We start from the raw sequence: 18,286 nt of genomic DNA on the forward strand, positions 1-18,286 counted from the left end.
AACCCGCAGCGTCAAGCCGCTGCGGGTCACACATCCCCGTCATGGCATCAATGGTATCCCGAAGGTAAAAATCATAAATAGCGCAATTGCCAGGGCGTAAATACCAGTTGATTCGGCAATAGCATCACCAAGGATAAGAGTTGTACGAATCTTGTTTTCCGCCTCGGGCTGTCTTCCTACAGCTTCTACTGCCTTACCCGCCGCATATCCTTCACCAATACCTGGTCCGATACCGGCAATCATGGCCAAGCCGGATCCTATACACACAGAAGCAAGCACAATCGCATTTGTCAGTTCCATATTCAAACCCCCTTTCCCAGGAAATCTGTGTCTATTTCCAATGCCCAGCAAGGATTCCCTGTTCCCGGGCAGGGAAATGCTTCTTTTACAACATTACATCAATGTAGGCGATGGCAAGCAAGGTAAAGACCAACGCTTGGATAGCCCCCATAAATACGCTAAACCAACCCATCACTGGTACTGGCACAACCCAAGGGGCAAACATGTAGATAATCTGAATGATAATTGCGCCTCCGATCATGTTACCATACAGACGAAAGGAGTGGGACAAGAACTTGCCAATCTCCCCGATAATATTCATCGGCAACATAATGGGATGGGGGTCAAGATACCCTTTAATATAATGGAGCAGGCCATTTTTCTTAATCGATGCCCCATGGCCAACAATCACTACAATACCTGCTAACATCACAGTAGTTGCCAGGTTTGAGGTGGGGGTGGCAACACCGGGTACAACACCAATCAGATTTGCAATAAGGACAAATAACCCGATACTCATGATTAGTGGAACAAAGGGTAAACCTTTGGTCCCCATCATGTCTACCACCAGCTTCGCAAATCCTTCCACTATGATTTCGCCTACATTTTGCAGGCCCGAGGGAACCAATGAAAGCTTCCTGGTGGCTAAAAACGCAACCAATAAAATCAGGGCCATCACAATCCACGTTGCCACGACAATGTCACTTACGGGCATCCCTAATATATGGAATACTATGTTTACCTCTGCTGGATTACCCATATGCATCACCTACCATGTTGCGGGTCCTTCTTTAGAAAAGATGTGACCCACTCTTCAAAGTATAAGCTATAGATTGCGGGTTTAACCAAAAGAAGGCCCACAACTGTAGCCAGGAAACTGATTTCTGAACGTATCAGGGAAACTAGGATGGCGCCACACGCCAGCGCTGCTCTTTGCAGATAGCTAGTCCGGGCATAACGGACCGCACTCTTCTTAGATAATTTCAGTTGACGTGTTACAGATAGTTCCAAGGCCCGAAATTGCAGAAGCGCAGTAATCCCGCCTAGCATGAAACCGTACACCGCTGTTCGTTGTCTGGCAATTAGTGAAAGGAGAACTAAGAGCGCGCCGAACACCAACATACGCTTTTGCACAGTTCTAATCGTGCATTGATCAGGTCTTTGCATCCGGTTCGTCTGAGTCATCATCGAGATCCCTAACCAACCTGAATATTACTGTAATCCCTCCAGCAACACCCAAGATCAAGAAGATACCTGTGAACAAGAACCTTGTTCCCAAGCGAGCATCTAGTAAGCGTCCCAACCAAACCCCAAATAGGGCGCTCAGTACCATGGTCAGGCCAATCTGGGTCATCAAGGACAGGTAGTATGCAAGCTGGAATCGCTTTCGGCCCATGAATCCACCGCCCTGCTTCATCTAGAGCTCTCATTACATAATAATAGCGTTCTTTCCACTACGAGTCAATACTTCTAGACCATTTGGTCGATTCGTTGCTAAACCTTGCCATCTTTAGACTCCACCTGGCAAGGTTGATTAATCACTAAGGATTAGAATAATAACCCCAGCCAAAGAAGCACTGGGGTTACTAGTAAGACTATAGGACACTTACCGTTTACGGTAAGATAACACACTAACACTCCACGGATCCGTGATTTAGTGTGGTCTCCTCTACCTCGTTGACTATCGTCAGTTCTTCAATGTCGACACGTTTGATCTGACCTTGACCCAAACAGATCTGGCGCATTTTCTCTCTGGTATACTTATTTGGTACAGAACCTGTTAGCGTAGCCGTGCAAGTCTCACAATCATACAGGATCTCTATCTTGGAGTTCTTCAATAGCCCTTCCTGGCGGAACACATCCCGTAAACCCCATTCCATTTCCCGATCCTTGCATTCCTCCCCTAATTTGCGTAACAGTCGATTATCAAAGTAGCGCCACAGCCAATAGAATAATAGGCCCGAGATAATCCAAAGGGGAATCAATATAATGCCAATATCACCAATACCAATGAGAAAAACCGCAATCATGGTCACAATAGGAACTACTATGGCAGCGGTGATTGTATCATAGCCCATCTTAACTGGCCCACCCCGATAGTCAAAGGTAGGATAGAAGAAGGCATGTTTTAAACCGGACTGTCTGCGCAGAAAGGCTAGGGCCACACCAAATCCCCCAACCAATAGCGCTAGCCACCAGGTATTCTTAAGATACGCAAGGATGGAGTTAATTGTCTGGATTCGATACTCCCGAATTTGCCACTGAACTGTATCGCCAATCAGTTCTATGCCAATACGTAACAACCCATATAAGGCGATAAAGATCACCGGTAAGATCATGATGATAATTCCGGCAAGAAAGCCAGAGATCACCAGAGTCTTTGTGGGTGAATAAGTGGCCAGAATATCATCAGCAAAGGCCTGGGTATTCACCTTTTTTACATCTTCAATAGAATCATAAAACACAGCCCGTTTTCTTGCTTTGGGATGATCCCTTTTCATCTATGCTTCACCTCAAAACAATAATCTAATGGATACACCATTTCTATTTTACACAGCCAACCGCAAAATCCTGCTGATTCTCTAACTCCCTACTACTGGAAAGAAAGGGCAAAGTCCCTGAGTCCCTCTACTTCAACTAGGAGAGTCTGTACAGCCCATGGCACGCCAAAATCCGAGAACAATACCCTCTTCTCACTAGCCTGATCCATGATCTGTGTTATATCAGCGATTGTCGTTGCCACTGTATTGCCCTCCGGTGCTCTTATGACATATTCTGACGGCAAAGGGACAACCCTTCTTGCCGAGAGGTAGGCACCGTTTAGGCCACGTACAAAGGGCTCCGTATCCTCAATGGAGCAGTATATTGGAACATCAAAGGCAATTCCATCCAGGAAGTTCGTGAAGATGAGGTAGTTTTCATCTTCCGGGGGATACTCCCATTGTTCCACCTTACCATTGCGTTTTTCGATAGTAACCACTGGTGGATAGGACCTAAGAAAGGTTGCTGTCCCTTCGGTACAGTAGATTTTGATATGCGGTGTCTCATCGATAGGAGCACATACCGTTGAGTAGAAATACACCTCTACGTCATTGCCAGTCCGTGCAAAGACTGCGTTTGTGTCTTCACCCTCAATAGGATGAGCCCGATAAAACTCTGCCTTCACAGACTTAGGAGCAGCAAACCCTCCGACCTTTGATGATGCTAAAAACAAACAATTGTTAAACACGTGGGAAAGTGGATTACTTAGGGGGCCATCCAAGACATAGGTACCATTGATCATCAACCTACCAGCCCAATTGGCCCGCTCATAGTACGAGTCTGGCCTCTTCCACTTTCCGACACCCACAACCTGCTTTACCTGCCCTAGTTCACCGCTAACTAGATACTCCTGCAACTTACGCAAAGCAGTACTCGCTATTTGCTGAAAACCTACCGCGCAAATACGCTTTGTTTCCTTTGCTTTCTTCTTTAGTGCCAGAAGCTCCTGTATCAAGACTGTTGGTGGTTTCTCCAGGAACACATGGATTCCCCGCTCTAAAGCCGCTATTGCCATCTCATAGTGAAAGGGGATCGGCGTAGCAATAGTAACGGCATCTAGTTTTTCACAATCCAACATACAGATATAATCCTGGTACACTTGTACTCCATTGGACCGAAGTGTTTCTACCTGTGAAACATTTGCCTGGGGATATTTCTCGGCAACAGCGACTAACTGAGCCCGTCCATCGTCCTCAGCCTTTTCCACCAACCGCAGGTGTTCCTTCCCGAATCCGCCAATACCGATAATCCCAATCCTCAATCGTTTCAACTAGAAGTCTCCTCCTCCTACCTAGACACAGTCTTTCCTGGGGAGAGATACGTTTCATAGTTCCGCCGCATATGCAGTACTTCCTTATACATTTGCGCCCGGGACTTTACTCCCCGCCGGAAACCGTACTTGCGTTCCTTCATCCAATGGCTGATACCATACAAGTCCAGATAGCTGTAGGGAGCTTCATACATCTGGGCTGCCTGGTTCATCAAAACCTCTACGCCGAATCGAACTGGTCTTAGGTCTGGAAGCATCTCAATGAATGCTCTAGTTAGCGCCCTTTGACCATTTAGGACTGGAAAATAGCGTTGCGCAAGATCAACGAGGATAAACCCTTTGACAAAACGACCAATGGACATCTGGTTACTTTCCTCGAGCACCCCATCAAGAAGCATATTAATGTGATTTTGATGTAAACCGATCAAATCTGCGTCTAAAAACAGGAATATGTCGGCATCCTTAGCATAATCTAGCCCGCTCTGCAAAGCCGCACCCTTACCTAAATTCTCCTCGTGACGAAGTACCGTCACTGGGTAGGAACCTGCCACTGTTGCTGTATCATCTGCGGATCCATCGTCTATGACAACAACCTCATCAATTCGGTTATGCCCGGTTAGCACATCTAGTACCACACCTATGCGTGGTGCTTCATCATAGGCTGGTACTAGGGCGACTACTTTTTTAGCACACATTCTCAAATCTCCCATATTCTCATCCTGTACATTATACAAAACCACATGCAGCTTTGCAATACGCAGCAATGCTACCCGACCATGCCGCGCCCCTAAAACGACAACAAGTTAGAACAAGACAACTTTCCGTAAACACCAAGGAGGAAATAGACCGATCCGTGGCTAATTGCTATTGTATTAAGCATAAGGAGGGTAAAACCGTGACCAAATCCTACGGCCTTGTAATTGGCAGTATCCTTATTTTCGCATTGTTTACGCTAGCCTTGTTTCCTAATCCCAAAGAGGAGAACTTACCTGTGGAACGCCTACTAGACTTTTCTCTGGAGTCGGTCCATAGCCTTGAAATCTTTGATGCCCCAACTGGCGAAACCATCTCACTTACCAAAAGGGGCGGACTTTGGTATTTCGGGAATAAGAAGCTCCGTGACGAGTACATCACCGATCTACTTGCACTGCTTCAGGAAATAAGTGCAAAGGTTAGTACCGACGCATCGACCTCTGATCAGGACAATAACCCTATTTTCCGGATCACCCTCCAAACAGAAACGGGGGCAACCCTTTGGCTTACCGTGGGCGAAAGAGTATCCAAGTCGGTCTACTGCACCCGTACATCCCAATCATCGGAACTGTATCTACTGGACGAGTATTCCCTCTGGCAGCTTAGGGACCTACTAAATCAGGCCCTTATGGTGGAACCACTGTTTCACTCCCCATTACAGCAATTCGCGCCATAAAGGCCTCAAAAATACTATTTCCCCGTTAACTGAAGCAATCTTACAAACGCTTCTTTTCCTCTGCCAACTCACGCTTCAGCTCGACGATCTTTTGTCTTTGCTCAACCATGAGCTTCTTCTTGATACTCTCCCGTTCATACTCGGTATTCCTGATCTCTTCTAATTTGGCTTCGGCGTCCTCTAATTCACGTTCCAGCATTCGGACACGAGGTCTACGCAAGGTAGCCACCTCCTTTCCAACAGGCCTTCCCTGCAAGAAGACCCTCTTAGTTATTTTATTCGAGACAAAGAAACCAATCTCCTGCAAAAGGCGCCACAGGCATTCAGCCAGATAGCTCTTCCGATATAAAATATAAAGGACCTATTGCTCTCGCACTAGGCCCTTTATACCAGATTTCCATTGTCCTCGAACGGCGGGGTTATCCACCCATGCCGTCCAGTCGTTGATCGCTCACCTCCCCACCTCCCGTTCTCACATCAAGGCCCCACCTATTTGCCTTCTCTAAACCCAAGATTCTTAATCTAACTGAACGGGATTTTTGATAGCATGTTCATTGTAGCATAGGGATGTTAACAAACTGTTAAGAGGCTATGAAATCATCCTTAACGGAAAGGAGAAACTGAACTTAGTACCTACATCAGGCTTGCTTTGTACTGAAATGATCAGCCCATGAGCATCCAGAATAGACTTGACAATGGCAAGGCCTAGACCTGTACCATCTCGTCTGGTACGGGACCGATCTGCTTTGAAGAATCTTTCAAAAATAAGGGGTAGCTCGTCGGGTAAAATACCGCAGCCGGTATCTTCGACCTCAATCATTACCCCTTCGGCTCGATCACACACCCGCACATATATGTCGCCGTCCGCTGGGGTAAACTTGATCGCATTATCCACGAGGTTGAGTAGTACCTGTCTAATCCGCTTCTCGTCCCCAACCACCACACGCTTTGCACCGGGTAGACTCCGGTGTAGCCTCACCATTTTGCTATCAGCAAGAACCCCCAGTTGGTTACAGACATCATCCACCACTGCCACGATATCAAAGGGCTCCAATTCCAGATTGAGCTGTCCCGCCTCAAGACGTGAAAAATCAAGTAACTCATCGATTAGCTTCGATAGGCGAAGGGTTTCGTCCTGGATTATCCGCAAGTACCGACCCACGGACTCGGAATCGGTAACGGTACCATCAATAACAGGCTGCAAATAACCAGCTATTGCAGTTAAGGGGGTCCGAAGCTCGTGGGAGACATTGGCAAAGAAATCCCTCCGTAGTTGTTCTGTCTGATGCAGCTGGCTAATATCATGCAGTAGAATAACTACGCCACCGATGGCTCCGCTGGTATCGTGGATCGGTGATGCAATGATCATAAGAGCTTTTTGTGGTGTAAGATTTACCGTCTGCGTTACCACCGCATCTTCAGTCATCACCCGGTGATAAAGCTCTGGCATTTCGGCTAGAGAGACGGACTCACAGAGCTTTGTGCCGATGGGTAAATCAACATCCTCCTTAATCCAACGTCGGGCCGGAGCATTTACGAGAAGAATCCTCCCTTGGGGATCAACCGCAATCACTCCCTCACTAATACTAAAGATCATGCTCTCAAATTTAGCCTTTTCCTGGTGAAGGGCATCGATAGTATTCTGAAGTCGGCTTGCCAAATAGTTAAAAGAGCGCCCTAGCTCACCAATCTCGTCTTCCTGCTCAACCGATACTCTTCGACTAAAGTCCCCTTCCGCCATGGCCAACGCCGCACCATGCATCTGTCGCAAGGGAGAAGAGAAAGTACGGGACAGGTAAAGGCCCAAACCAAAGGCTAGGGTAATCGACAATAAGGCCCCAAGCAATATGAAGTGTCTCACCTGGCTGACCGTCTGGGAAACACCCACAACAGGAGAGTGGAGAAAAACTGCCCCGAGTACTGTATCGGATCCGGTACCAAGAATAGGAAGACCAACTGTGAGCATGGGCTCGGAGAAGTACTTTGATTGTCCCCGATTAGTAATGGTTCTACCCAGGAGCACCTCCTGTAGATCGCCACTACTTAACTGAAAACCTTCCCAATCGAAGCCCTCTTGGCTGGCGGCAATGATCAAGCCTTGTCGATTCACAATCCAAACCCGGGCATCTATGAAACTATCCATAGCCCGGAGCACACTGAAAATCGCTGGATCAAAGGAGGTACGTACCACTAGGTGACCCACCACCTTGACCAGCTCCTGCCCTTTATCTAATAGTTCTTGTTCCTTTGCGGTAAAAAAGTAATTTTCCAACAAATGTGATAAGCAGAAACCCAAAGTAGAGAGGGTCACTAGAATAATGGCCACATAGGTAGACATTAATTTCCCGAAGACAGTCTTAACCACCGTCGGTCACCTCGAACTTATAGCCAACACCCCAGACGGTTTTGATATACTGTTTGCAGCCTTCGTCCACCTGCCCGATTTTCTCCCGAATTCGTTTGATATGGACATCAATAGTCCGCCCGTCTCCGAAGTAGTCATAGCCCCACAGCTGCTCTAACAGTTCATCCCTAGTAAAGACCCGACTAGGATTAACCATGAGATAATATAGTAATTGGGTCTCCCGGGGAGTCAACTCCACCCTTTGGCCCTTGACCGTAACCGAATACTCCTCGATATTCACTTCTATGTCTTGGGCCGCCGCTATACTCCTAGGTTTAATCCGTCGTAAGACAGCCTTAGTTCGTTCAAGAACCTCTACAGGATTAAATGGTTTAGTCACGTAATCGTCTGTTCCCAACTCAAAACCTAGGATCTTCTCATAATCATCGTTTTTGGCCGTTAACATGATAATGGGAATGTCTATACACTGATTACGCAGCTGTGTACAGACCTCCCAGCCATCTAGCTTAGGCATCATAATATCTAGAATAATCAGGTCGGGACCGGCTGAAACCAGGTCCAAGGTCTGCTGGCCATCGTAGGCGGAAAGGACCTCATAGCCTTCCTTGCGGAAATATAGGGAGAGAATCTCATGGACATGGGGATCATCATCAGCAATGAGGATACTTGTCATATTATCAGCAACCCGGACCCACGGCTAAACCGTAGGAAGAGTTGTAGCCCTCCCTTCTTGGCATGCTCCTTATTGAGGCGTTCTGCGGGATGCTTCCAGTCCCGGCAATGTCCTGCCTTACTTCTTAGTCCCTCTTGCCGATTGAGCCAAGGGACCTTAAGCCAACGGTAATACTATTCGCTGTCTGGGCACCAACTTCCTTGTGAAGCAAATATCCACAACGTTAGCACTAGGTATATACGAGGACCGCATATCTCTCGCAGGCAGGAGAATGACTCTCCTGCCTGCTACTGCTTACTCTAGTCTTGTCACAAAGTCAGCAATTCGATCTAGGCCTCGTCTTATTTCCTCGAGAGATAGGCAGTATGAAAGCCTTACATGGTCATTTGAGCCAAAGGCAACTCCTGGCACAACCGCAACCTGTGCTTCCTGAAGCAGACTCTTGGCAAAACCCTCGGAATCCTTGATCACAAACCCATTAATGGCCTTGCCATATAACTCGCTAATATTGGGAAACACGTAGAAAGCCCCCTCGGGCCTAAAACAACTAATCCCTCTGATTTCGTTCAGTCTATCTACGATATATTGCCTACGTCGGTCAAACTGCTCACGCATTTGATACACAGTATCATCAGGACCGACTAAAGCGGCAACAGCTGCCTGCTGTGCAATAGAATTGGGATTAGACGTACTGTGACTTTGTAGATCACAAATAGCCTTAATGATCTCCTTAGGCCCTGCCGCATAGCCTATTCGCCAACCGGTCATGGCATAGGTTTTGGACACACCGTTGATGAGAACCGTTCGCTCCTTGAATTCCTCCACCAAGGAGGGAAAGCTAATGTGTTCCGCATCCCCATAGACCAATTTGCCATAGATCTCATCGGAGATAACTAACAAGTCATTTTCTACAGCTAATTTCCCAAGAGCAAGCAAAAACTCTTTTTTCAGAACAACTCCGGTAGGATTAGAAGGACTATTGACAATGATTGCCTTCGTACGAGGAGTAATCGCCGCTCGAATCGCGCCAAGCTCCGGCTGAAAAGTAATTGTGTCATTCGTCTTAGCAATCACCGGCACCCCATCGGCGAGCTTAATCTGCTCAACATAGCTGACCCAATAAGGGGCCATAACGATCACTTCATCGCCGGGGTCACATATGACCTGAAAGAGATTATAGAGGCTGTGCTTGGCCCCACAGGAAATCACGACCTGATCAGGCTCATAGGCCAGCTGATAGTCCGCCACCATCTTGTTACAGATGGCCTCCCTAAGCTCAATAATCCCGCCCGCTGGAGTATACCGGGTATATCCGGCATCCAAGGCCGCAATGGCTGCTTCTTTGATATAAAGGGGAGTCTCGAAGTCGGGCTCCCCGGCCCCAAAACCAATCACATCATGACCGGCTTTTCGCATGGCTTTCGCCATAGCATCCACACTAAGTGTGGCAGATGGAGATATGTTGGCTGCTCTATTCGATATTCTCACCATTAAACGCGCATCACAGTCACCTAGAGGGTAACTGTAACTCCTCCTCTCCCTTTCGACAGCAAATGCATGTTATCTATTAGTCTAGTTGTACCAACTTTCGCCGCAATAATCAAGAGGTCTTTTTCCGTTGCCTCGTTGACAAGGGAAAAATCATCCTCACATACAACCGCGGCATAGTCTAGGGAGATCAAGGGATGCTGCATAACTTCCTTCATTTTGCCAGTAATCACTTCAGGATTCTTTTCTCCTCCCTGCCACAACTGTAACCCAGCCAGAAGTGCTTGGTAAAGAAGAACAGCTGCTTTGCGTTCTTCCTCGCCGAGATAGATGTTTCTACTGCTTGCTGCAAGGCCATCCTCTTCCCGAATGATCGGACATGGCACTATGGTCACATCCAGGTTCAGGTCCTTGACCATTCTTCTTAGCACCGCTGCCTGCTGAGCATCCTTTTGTCCGAAATAGGCATAGTCAGGTCGGATAATATTGAACAACTTGCTAACAACTGTTGCTACTCCTCGGAAATGTCTCGGCCGAATTGCCCCTTCAAAGGAGCTACTCAGCCCTTCTACCTCAACATAAGTGCTGAATCCCTCAACGTACATCTCTCCACTGTCCGGTGCAAAGACTGCATCCACCTTCTCTGCTTCTAGTAGGGCTAAATCTCGCTGCATATCCCGGGGATACCTGGCAAAATCCTCATTGGGACCGAACTGCGTGGGATTGACGAAAACACTCACGAACACAACGTCATTTTCCTCTCTTGCCCTGCGCACCAAGCTTAGGTGACCTTCATGCAGGTAACCCATCGTTGGCACCAAAGCGACTCTTCCTTGGACCTTGTCCCGGTAATCGCGTACTTCTTGAATCGTCCTACAGAGTCTCAACTGACACTCCCCCTAACGGCCGAACCGTCCTTCTTCAACGTCCGCCTTGTACTGCGTTAAGCTTTGCCGTATAACAGAAGCCAACTTCGCATACTGCTTGGCATGTTTGGGGACAAAATCCTCCTGCATTCCTAACAGATCGGTGATAACCTGCACTTGACCATCGCAGTCTGGACCTGCCGCAATTCCAATCGTGGGAATTCCAACGGAACCAGTGATCCTTGCTGCTAGTTCGCCAGGAATCCCCTCAAGCACTACAGTAAAAGCCCCACTTTCTTCTAGAGCCTTGGCATCGTCTACTAGTTTCTGGGCCTGTTGCGCTGTCTTCCCCTGGATCCGATAGCCACCCTGTTGATTAATCGATTGGGGAAGCAAGCCAATGTGACCCACCACCGGTATACCTGCCTCCACCAAGCGGCGCACTACCCCGGCAACCTCTTGCCCACCTTCTAGTTTGACCGCATGGCACCCTCCTTCCTGTAAGAAACGACCAGCGTTCATCAATGCTACTTCCTCGGTAGCATAGCTCATGAAAGGAAGGTCCCCAACAACCAGAGAGTTACTCACGCCCTGCATGACCGCCCTGGTATGATGCAACATATGCTCCATAGTCACTGGTACGGTAGTGGGTAGACCCATATACGTCATCCCAACACTGTCTCCCACTAAAATTAGGGGGATACCTACAGAGTCCACGATCTTCGCCATTAGCGCATCGTAGGCAGTGACCATGGTGATCTTTTTTTGTCCTTTCATACTGCGAATATCTGTAGTGGTTATACTCATATCTATGCCTCCTTGGCCTTTTTCGGACGATTATGCTGATCCAGTAATATGATCCGAGGCTCATACTCACGAGCTGTAGCCTCATCAACCCAAGTGTAGGAAAAAATAATTACAAGATCATCCGGGAAAATAAGACGGGCCGCCGCTCCGTTTATCTGAATGCAGCCACTATCCCTCTCACCTGGTATAACGTAGGTTTCAAGTCGTGCCCCGTTGGTCACATCCACAACTTGCACTTTTTCCCACGGCACTAGATCAGCTAGTTCCATTAATCCCTCGTCTATGGTGATACTACCTTCGTAGTTAACATTGGCATCGGTGACTCTAGCTCGATGCAGCTTGCTTTTAAGCATATTCCGCATTGCCCATCCTCCCTTCTTGTTTAAAGACATCCATGAGGATCTCGTATTGCCTATCTGTTATTGTCCCCTTTTCCCAAGCTACATTCACTGTTAACCGTCCAAGGGTTACGTATAGGGCCTGCAAATCTGGATTCCCTAGCTCCTGTAGCGCCTTAAGATGCGTAAGGACTGTCCCCGTATCTCCCCGGGCAATGGGTCCACTCAACGCTTCCTTTGAGCCAACCCGCTGGATATTATCACAGGTAGCTAGGATCAAAGGCAAAAGGGCTTCTAATCCTTCCTCTTGGGTAAACCCAACGGTACAGAACAGATCCAATGCCGCGTCAACCAAAGCAACCAGGTAATTAGATGCTATGACTCCACAAATATGGTACAAGACACGCTTCTCTCCGGCAACGGTCAAGGCCCCTTGACCAATAGCCTCCGCCAAGGAAATCAGAGCATCTTGGAGGGTATCATCATCACTTTCAACTCCAAAGAAAGTCCGTTGAAATCGTTCTTTACTCAAGCTACGACTAGGAAAGCTACTTAACGGGTGGAACGCTCCCCGCCGACCACCGGCGCTATGCACCGCGCCTAGCACGTCAAGACTATGGGCTCCGCTACAATGGATTACGATACTTTGCGCGTTCCAAGCTAACTCATCACAGACCTTCTTGATCTGATCATCGGAGACCGTAAGAAACACCGTCTGACACAAAGCTACTAGCTCCTCTGGAGTGCAAACCTTTCCTTGTTTGAGCCCATCGGCCAACTCTAATGCCCTAGCCTCGGTGCGGCTGGCAATAGCCACAGGACCTAGGCCCGCTTTTTGAAGAGCATAGCCTAGACCAAAACCAACAGCACCAGCACCAATAATGCCGATGTCTCCAAAATAAGTTGCCAATTGACCACTATGCATTTCCTCACCCCCCAAAACAAAAAACCTGCAGTTTGACCGCAGGTTGACTTTACTATCCAGTAAGAACCGTCTCGGTCATTTGGATCCAAGCGGCAAACACTATTACTGATACCCAAAGCAATTAGCTTTGTATATTATCTTTTTAATGATACAGCATATGCTACTTTTCGGCAAGTAGATTTTGCAGTCGATCTAGAATTTTCGTTGCCATCCTTTCTTTCTCCATCATAGGCCAATGCTCCGTGGTGCCTTCTCGATCCATGATCACCACTTGATTGGTCTCAGACTCAAATCCGCGGCCGGGCTGCCCTACCAAGTTGCCCACGATTAGATCAAGATTCTTCTTGAGTATTTTCTCCTTCATAGCAGGCAACAGATTCTCTGTTTCTGCGGCAAAACCAATTTTAATAAAATCACCGTTGGTGCTGGCTAGAATATCCGGGTTCTGGACCAAGTCTATCGTCAGCCGCTCTTGCTTTTTCTGCTTGCTTAAAGCTGCATTTTCCACCCGATAGTCGGCAACAGCCGCAGACATAATCAACGCATCACAAGACTTAGTATGTTCTTGCACTGCTGCTAGCATTTCCAAGGCAGTCTCAACCCCAACAAACTCCACGCCAACCGGCGGGGTCAATTCCGTCGGACCTGAGATCAACACGACCTGGGCACCCCGATCCCGCGCCTCCCTGGCTATATAAACTCCGGTCTTGCCAGAGGAACGATTCCCGATAAAGCGTACCGGATCAATAGGCTCTCGATTGCCGCCCCCAGTGACCACTATTTTTTTCCCGGCCAAGTCTCCCGCATCCCCGAGGACCAGACGCACCGTATCCACGATCAGGTCCACAGAAGCAAGACGACCTTGTCCAATCATTCCACAGGCCAATCTACCGGAGGCCGGCTCAACAAAGCGCATCCCCCGGTCTTTGAGTCTTTGGATGTTCTCCTGGGTAATGGAGTTTAGATACATGTTTGTGTTCATTGCCGGAGCGATTACCACAGGCGCCTTGGAGGCCAAGACTGTACAAGTTAGTAAATCATCTGCCAGACCTGAAGCCAGCTTTGCCAAACAGTTAGCAGTAGCCGGGGCAATTAGAACCAAATCCGCGCTCTGTGCTAAGGATATATGTTCCACATCGTAATTATCTGGTAGAGCAAACATATCCGTGTGCACTTTACTGTTAGCGATGTTCTGCAATGTTAGTGGCCCTATAAACTCCATGGCAGCCTTAGTCATGATCACGTCAACTATTGCTCCTGCTTTGACTAGATCACTGCAAATCTGAGCCCCTTTGTAAGCTGCGATACTTCCGGTGATGCCAAGTACTACTCTTTTACCCTGCATTTCTACCACCCATTCAACTTGGCAATAATTTGTAGTCCTTTCAGGGTCAGCTCGGGATCATGTGTATACCGATCCTTAAACTCATTGATCAAAACCCCGCCTTGTCCCCCGGTAAAAACAACATAGGGTTCCTCATTAAGTTCGTTGGCAATCTTATCTAAGATGTACTCGATTAAACCAATATACCCAAACACAATACCAGACTGCATGCACTCTTCAGTATTGCGTCCGATTGCGCGTACTGGTCGGTTTAGCTCCACCCGTTTCAGTTTAGCTGTGCGAACAACAAGAGCATCGGATACCATGCCAACACCAGGTGCAATTGCCCCTCCGATATATTCCCCTTTGTCTGTAACCACATCGAAGCTAATAGCAGTTCCGCAATCGACAACGATCGCTGGCGTTGGATAGAACTGATAGGTGGCTACTGCATTTACAATGCGGTCGGCACCCACTTCCCGGGGGTTATCCCCGCGCACCTTGATCCCGCTTTTTACTCCTGGACCAACAACTAATGCGTCAACAGCCCAAAGATGCCGTACAGTTTCAGTGATAAGGGGAGTAACATTTGGCACTACACTACTTATAACACAACCATGGACTAGACCATTTGAGGAATCTACTTCTTCAAGAAAGGCCCGAAACATTAACCGATATTCGTCGATTGTCCGGTCTGAGCGGGTGGCTATCCGCCAGGTTTTTAGCAGGCATTCGCCCTTGAACGCTCCGATTGTGATATTAGTATTTCCCACATCGATAGTCAGCAACACCAGACAACTCCTCCTTTATAGAATTCATCATATCACACCCCGATAATGCTGCCAAGATATAGAAGGAAAAAGGGCCTGGAGTGTTGAAGTATTGTAGACTGTAAATCTTTGATGATGAGACGTAAGAGTATAGTACCCACTAATAGAATCAGGCTCACTGTTCAAAGTGGTGACCGGGGTAACTTCGATGAGCAGTTACCTAAGGGTACGGTAAATTGGCTTCCGTAGAACTCACCGGGGTCATATCTGTTGGTGATGGGAAAGTCGAAGGCTGTGCAGTACCTATCCTACTAGATCTTAGTTGGTGAGGGAAGCGCACAAATGCCAGTATGATTTTCCCATAGTCTAAGGGAATACACAAAGTGTAAATACTAAAGGAACAGGTCGGTCGTTTTGCCCTCAGCAGACAAGGTTTACCAGGGGTTTCTCAAAGGACACTTTCGAATATGAAGAAGATAGATATGAAGGAGGGAAACCGAGGGAATCCTGCGTTCCTCGAATCCAAAGACTTGAAATAACGCAACCTCGGTGTGTGGAGTGGTCTATACACTGTACAGACTGTTTTGGTCTGTCGTTTTTAAGATTAGATATCGATGGGAAATTGTAGGGACAGAATACATTCCGAAGAAGGGTCCCTTTATTCTGGCACCAAACCACGTGACTTTTTATGATTCTATCTTTGTCTTCATTGCCTGTCCGCGGAAGGTCCACTTCATGGCTAAGCAAGAGTTATTTAACTCCTTCTTTTCCCGGGTCTTTCTCACCATGCTAGGAGGATTTCCTGTTAAACGAGGGAAAAGTGATCGGAGAGCAATCTGCAAAGCCATATCCCTGTTAAAGGAGGGTAAGGCAGTCGGAATCTTCTTTGAAGGTGAACGTTCGAACGACTTGTTAGTATACAAGCCTCTGCCCGGGGTTGCAATGCTAGCCACGAGCTTGGAAGTTCCCATCATTCCCTGCGCTATTGTCCCAGAAAAACACAACATGCGCGTAGCCTTTGGGCCACCGATTTCGGAGAAAAAACCCCAAGACCCAGCAAAGAAGCATCTTGTCTATGAGCAAGTCAACAAGTTGTTCATAGACGAGGTATTACGATTGGGAGATGGAAAACTAACCTATGTCAATCAATTCATCGACCCAATCATCGAATAAATCATATCCTTTAAAGCTATATTAGTCGTCCTGCCTAAAACCCACCTTGCCACCGACCAAGGTCATCCGCGCAGAGTAATCCCGGTTTAGAACCGCGATATCTGCGTCCAACCCCGGCTCGATACGGCCCTTACTCTGCAGCCCTAGGCGCTTTGCAGGAGTGGTTGAAGCCATCTGCACCGCATTCTCCAGGGGAATACCCACATCACTGACCGCCACACCTAAGCACTGATTAAGACCCGCTACACTACCTGCAAGCACACCAGGACTATCGGCAAGATTAGCTCTGGAGCCCCGAATCTCAATGTGCTGATCCCAACACTCGTATACCCCATCGGGTAGCCCCGCTAGGGGTACACTATCACTGATCAGGATCATCTTGTCCGGTCCTTTTAGCTTGTAGGCGATCTCAATTGCAGCTGGATGCAAATGATTACCGTCGGCAATAATCTCGATATACATCTGTTCGGAGTTCAAGAACGCCCCCGCCAGCCCCGGATCCCGTTTCTTGAAATCCGGACAAGCGTTAAATGCATGAACCGCATGGTCAGCACCAGAGGCCACTGCCTGCTTTGCGAGTTCATAGGTTGGTTTACAATGACCCAAGGCAGCTATGATCCCCCGCGAGGTACACTCCTCAATGAGTTTTAGCGCCCCGGGCAATTCCGGCGCCACAAGCATTATTCGTAGCATGTCCTCACACTCATCTAGAAGTGGTAAGTACTCACCGGGCACCGGGTTTCGAACATGCTCCAAAGGCTGAGCTCCCCGGTACTCGGGATTCATGTACGGACCTTCGAAGTAAACTCCGAGGATGTTGGCACCACCATGACTCTTCCCTTGGGCAATGCGTGCGGCCTTGGTGGTTTGGTACATGGTCTGTAGCCTAGTGGCTGTCAGTGTTGGCAAGAAAGAAGTCACTCCAAACCTAAGCATGTTCCTTGCTAACTTGGCCATGTCCTGCCAATCTGCAGTCAATACCTCCAACCCACCACTGCCATGGGTATGGATATCGATTAGGCCCGGTAGGACAAGACAGCCCAACACATCAATGGTCTCAGAATCCGACGACGCACATAATGCGTCCATCGGTCCTACCTCGGCAATACAGCCATTACTAAGACCCACATATCCTGGGGAGATGATCCCAGTTGGGGTCACTACACTTCCATTGATAATATAAGTTATTCCCCGCAATTCATAGCACCCCTGACTTTTTGGCTCGCTTTTCAACCTTATACCCGGCAACCATCAATAAAACCATGGACACAAGAACACTTCCCATACTAGTGAGGAAGGCACCATTGAAGCCAAGAAAATAAGTTCCGACAGGGATCCAATGCCAAATCTGAAAGCCCAGGTAGATTACCCCAATCTCGATTAGTGTACTGGCAACACTAACCCAGGAAATCATCTTCTTCAGATCCTCATGGCGCCGCTTCTGTATCACTAGATCCACTACATAGGTACCACCTTGGTACATAACCAACGGTGCAGCGATACACAAGAGCACAATCTGAACAATGAAAAAGACCAGACCTTTTCTCTCTACCGAGTAATCAATCCCTAGGGTAGGCCAAGCCTGCGACGTTGTTCCCGTGTATTTGTAGTGATTCAGGGTACCTTTGGTTTCCACCGTATGAGAGACAGTGTCTAGGTCACCAGCCAGTTCCCACCCTATGGCGGTATCCACGGTCACCGTACACTCAGTCTCAGCAAATCTTTCAAACACAGACACAATCTCACCTAAAGGCAATGAATAGCTAATACGTCCATCAATACGCGGTGGTCGGCCATATAGGGCACCGCTGTTTTTCTCCGACACCGCGATTTTAGTCATGTCCTGGCCTAGAATGCTTTCGACTTTGTCTAGATCTTTAATTACTTCCTGCTGGTCAACGTCTTGAGGATAAATCACCTCAAATACTAGGTTCGGATATGTATCAATGGTTAATTTCAGCGGCTCAACGGCAAAAGCTAGGTTGGGTAGGAGTACTATACATATTGCCACCACTTGTATCCATTTTCTAAACATCAC

21 protein-coding genes are annotated in these 18,286 nt (G+C 47.9%); 2 read left to right on the forward strand and 19 right to left on the reverse strand.

Going from position 1 to position 18,286, the window contains the following annotated elements; genetic code table 11:
• Positions 1 to 39 precede the first annotated feature (39 nt).
• The 7 genes from atpE to M0Q40_01630 all read right to left on the reverse strand — a co-directional run bounded on the left by atpE (position 40) and on the right by M0Q40_01630 (position 4,854).
• A complete protein-coding gene (atpE, locus tag M0Q40_01600) occupies positions 40 to 300 on the reverse strand; it encodes an ATP synthase F0 subunit C (GenBank protein MCK9221315.1) in 261 nt (86 codons plus the stop codon).
• A gap of 85 nt (positions 301 to 385) precedes the next feature.
• A complete protein-coding gene (gene atpB / locus M0Q40_01605; protein ID MCK9221316.1) occupies positions 386 to 1,039 on the reverse strand; it encodes a F0F1 ATP synthase subunit A in 654 nt (217 codons plus the stop codon).
• 5 nt (positions 1,040 to 1,044) lie between these two features.
• Positions 1,045 to 1,464, reverse strand: coding sequence for an ATP synthase subunit I (locus M0Q40_01610; GenBank protein ID MCK9221317.1), 420 nt, complete (start codon positions 1,462 to 1,464; stop codon positions 1,045 to 1,047).
• On the reverse strand, positions 1,433 to 1,696 hold the full coding sequence (locus M0Q40_01615) for an AtpZ/AtpI family protein (protein ID MCK9221318.1): 264 nt from the start codon (positions 1,694 to 1,696) through the stop codon (positions 1,433 to 1,435). Before M0Q40_01615 ends, M0Q40_01610 begins: the two co-directional genes overlap by 32 nt.
• Before the next feature lie 214 nt (positions 1,697 to 1,910).
• Positions 1,911 to 2,780: a hypothetical protein gene (locus M0Q40_01620; protein MCK9221319.1), complete on the reverse strand. Its 870-nt coding sequence runs from the start codon at positions 2,778 to 2,780 to the stop codon at positions 1,911 to 1,913.
• Positions 2,781 to 2,872: 92 nt separating this feature from the next.
• Positions 2,873 to 4,090 (reverse strand): Gfo/Idh/MocA family oxidoreductase, encoded by a 1,218-nt coding sequence (locus tag M0Q40_01625; GenBank protein ID MCK9221320.1) that lies wholly within the window; start codon positions 4,088 to 4,090, stop codon positions 2,873 to 2,875.
• 17 nt (positions 4,091 to 4,107) lie between these two features.
• On the reverse strand, positions 4,108 to 4,854 hold the full coding sequence (locus M0Q40_01630) for a glycosyltransferase family 2 protein (GenBank protein ID MCK9221321.1): 747 nt from the start codon (positions 4,852 to 4,854) through the stop codon (positions 4,108 to 4,110).
• A 131-nt stretch (positions 4,855 to 4,985) separates the two neighbouring features.
• Between M0Q40_01630 and M0Q40_01635 the strand changes: the two genes are divergently transcribed.
• Positions 4,986 to 5,519, forward strand: a complete 534-nt coding sequence (locus tag M0Q40_01635) for a hypothetical protein (GenBank protein ID MCK9221322.1) — start codon at positions 4,986 to 4,988, stop codon at positions 5,517 to 5,519.
• A 40-nt stretch (positions 5,520 to 5,559) separates the two neighbouring features.
• On the opposite strand, the gene M0Q40_01640 is transcribed toward M0Q40_01635, so the two are convergent.
• The 10 genes from M0Q40_01640 to M0Q40_01685 form a co-directional block, all read right to left on the reverse strand.
• Positions 5,560 to 5,739 carry a hypothetical protein gene (locus tag M0Q40_01640; protein MCK9221323.1) on the reverse strand — a complete coding sequence of 60 codons (180 nt, stop codon included), beginning with the start codon at positions 5,737 to 5,739 and terminating at the stop codon, positions 5,560 to 5,562.
• Positions 5,740 to 6,108: 369 nt separating this feature from the next.
• Positions 6,109 to 7,884, reverse strand: a complete 1,776-nt coding sequence (locus M0Q40_01645) for a cell wall metabolism sensor histidine kinase WalK (GenBank protein ID MCK9221324.1) — start codon at positions 7,882 to 7,884, stop codon at positions 6,109 to 6,111.
• A complete protein-coding gene (locus M0Q40_01650; protein ID MCK9221325.1) occupies positions 7,877 to 8,557 on the reverse strand; it encodes a response regulator transcription factor in 681 nt (226 codons plus the stop codon). The genes M0Q40_01645 and M0Q40_01650 overlap by 8 nt, the downstream gene beginning before the upstream one ends.
• Positions 8,558 to 8,851: 294 nt before the next feature.
• Positions 8,852 to 10,045 (reverse strand): pyridoxal phosphate-dependent aminotransferase, encoded by a 1,194-nt coding sequence (locus M0Q40_01655; protein MCK9221326.1) that lies wholly within the window; start codon positions 10,043 to 10,045, stop codon positions 8,852 to 8,854.
• A 23-nt stretch (positions 10,046 to 10,068) separates the two neighbouring features.
• Positions 10,069 to 10,932 (reverse strand): pantoate--beta-alanine ligase, encoded by an 864-nt coding sequence (panC, locus tag M0Q40_01660; protein ID MCK9221327.1) that lies wholly within the window; start codon positions 10,930 to 10,932, stop codon positions 10,069 to 10,071.
• A gap of 12 nt (positions 10,933 to 10,944) precedes the next feature.
• Positions 10,945 to 11,718, reverse strand: coding sequence for a 3-methyl-2-oxobutanoate hydroxymethyltransferase (gene panB, locus M0Q40_01665; protein ID MCK9221328.1), 774 nt, complete (start codon positions 11,716 to 11,718; stop codon positions 10,945 to 10,947).
• Positions 11,719 to 11,720: 2 nt separating this feature from the next.
• Positions 11,721 to 12,080, reverse strand: coding sequence for an aspartate 1-decarboxylase (locus M0Q40_01670; protein MCK9221329.1), 360 nt, complete (start codon positions 12,078 to 12,080; stop codon positions 11,721 to 11,723).
• The gene (locus M0Q40_01675; GenBank protein ID MCK9221330.1) at positions 12,064 to 12,981 is read right to left on the reverse strand and encodes a DUF2520 domain-containing protein; all 918 of its coding nucleotides are present in this window, start codon (positions 12,979 to 12,981) and stop codon (positions 12,064 to 12,066) included. The genes M0Q40_01670 and M0Q40_01675 overlap by 17 nt, the downstream gene beginning before the upstream one ends.
• A gap of 160 nt (positions 12,982 to 13,141) precedes the next feature.
• Positions 13,142 to 14,326, reverse strand: a complete 1,185-nt coding sequence (gene coaBC / locus M0Q40_01680) for a bifunctional phosphopantothenoylcysteine decarboxylase/phosphopantothenate--cysteine ligase CoaBC (protein ID MCK9221331.1) — start codon at positions 14,324 to 14,326, stop codon at positions 13,142 to 13,144.
• A 2-nt stretch (positions 14,327 to 14,328) separates the two neighbouring features.
• On the reverse strand, positions 14,329 to 15,096 hold the full coding sequence (locus tag M0Q40_01685; GenBank protein MCK9221332.1) for a type III pantothenate kinase: 768 nt from the start codon (positions 15,094 to 15,096) through the stop codon (positions 14,329 to 14,331).
• Between the two features lie 657 nt (positions 15,097 to 15,753).
• Between M0Q40_01685 and M0Q40_01690 the strand changes: the two genes are divergently transcribed.
• Positions 15,754 to 16,248, forward strand: coding sequence for a 1-acyl-sn-glycerol-3-phosphate acyltransferase (locus M0Q40_01690; protein ID MCK9221333.1), 495 nt, complete (start codon positions 15,754 to 15,756; stop codon positions 16,246 to 16,248).
• 21 nt (positions 16,249 to 16,269) lie between these two features.
• Here M0Q40_01690 and nagA read toward each other — a convergent pair whose 3' ends face one another.
• Both nagA and M0Q40_01700 read right to left on the reverse strand, forming a co-directional pair.
• A complete protein-coding gene (nagA, locus tag M0Q40_01695) occupies positions 16,270 to 17,445 on the reverse strand; it encodes an N-acetylglucosamine-6-phosphate deacetylase (protein ID MCK9221334.1) in 1,176 nt (391 codons plus the stop codon).
• Position 17,446: 1 nt separating this feature from the next.
• Complete coding sequence (locus M0Q40_01700) at positions 17,447 to 18,283, reverse strand: hypothetical protein (GenBank protein ID MCK9221335.1); 837 nt, start codon at positions 18,281 to 18,283, stop codon at positions 17,447 to 17,449.
• Positions 18,284 to 18,286: the final 3 nt, after the last annotated feature.

This window comes from Limnochordia bacterium (assembly GCA_023230925.1).
Classification (GTDB): Bacteria; Bacillota; Limnochordia; order DUMW01; family DUMW01; genus JALNWK01.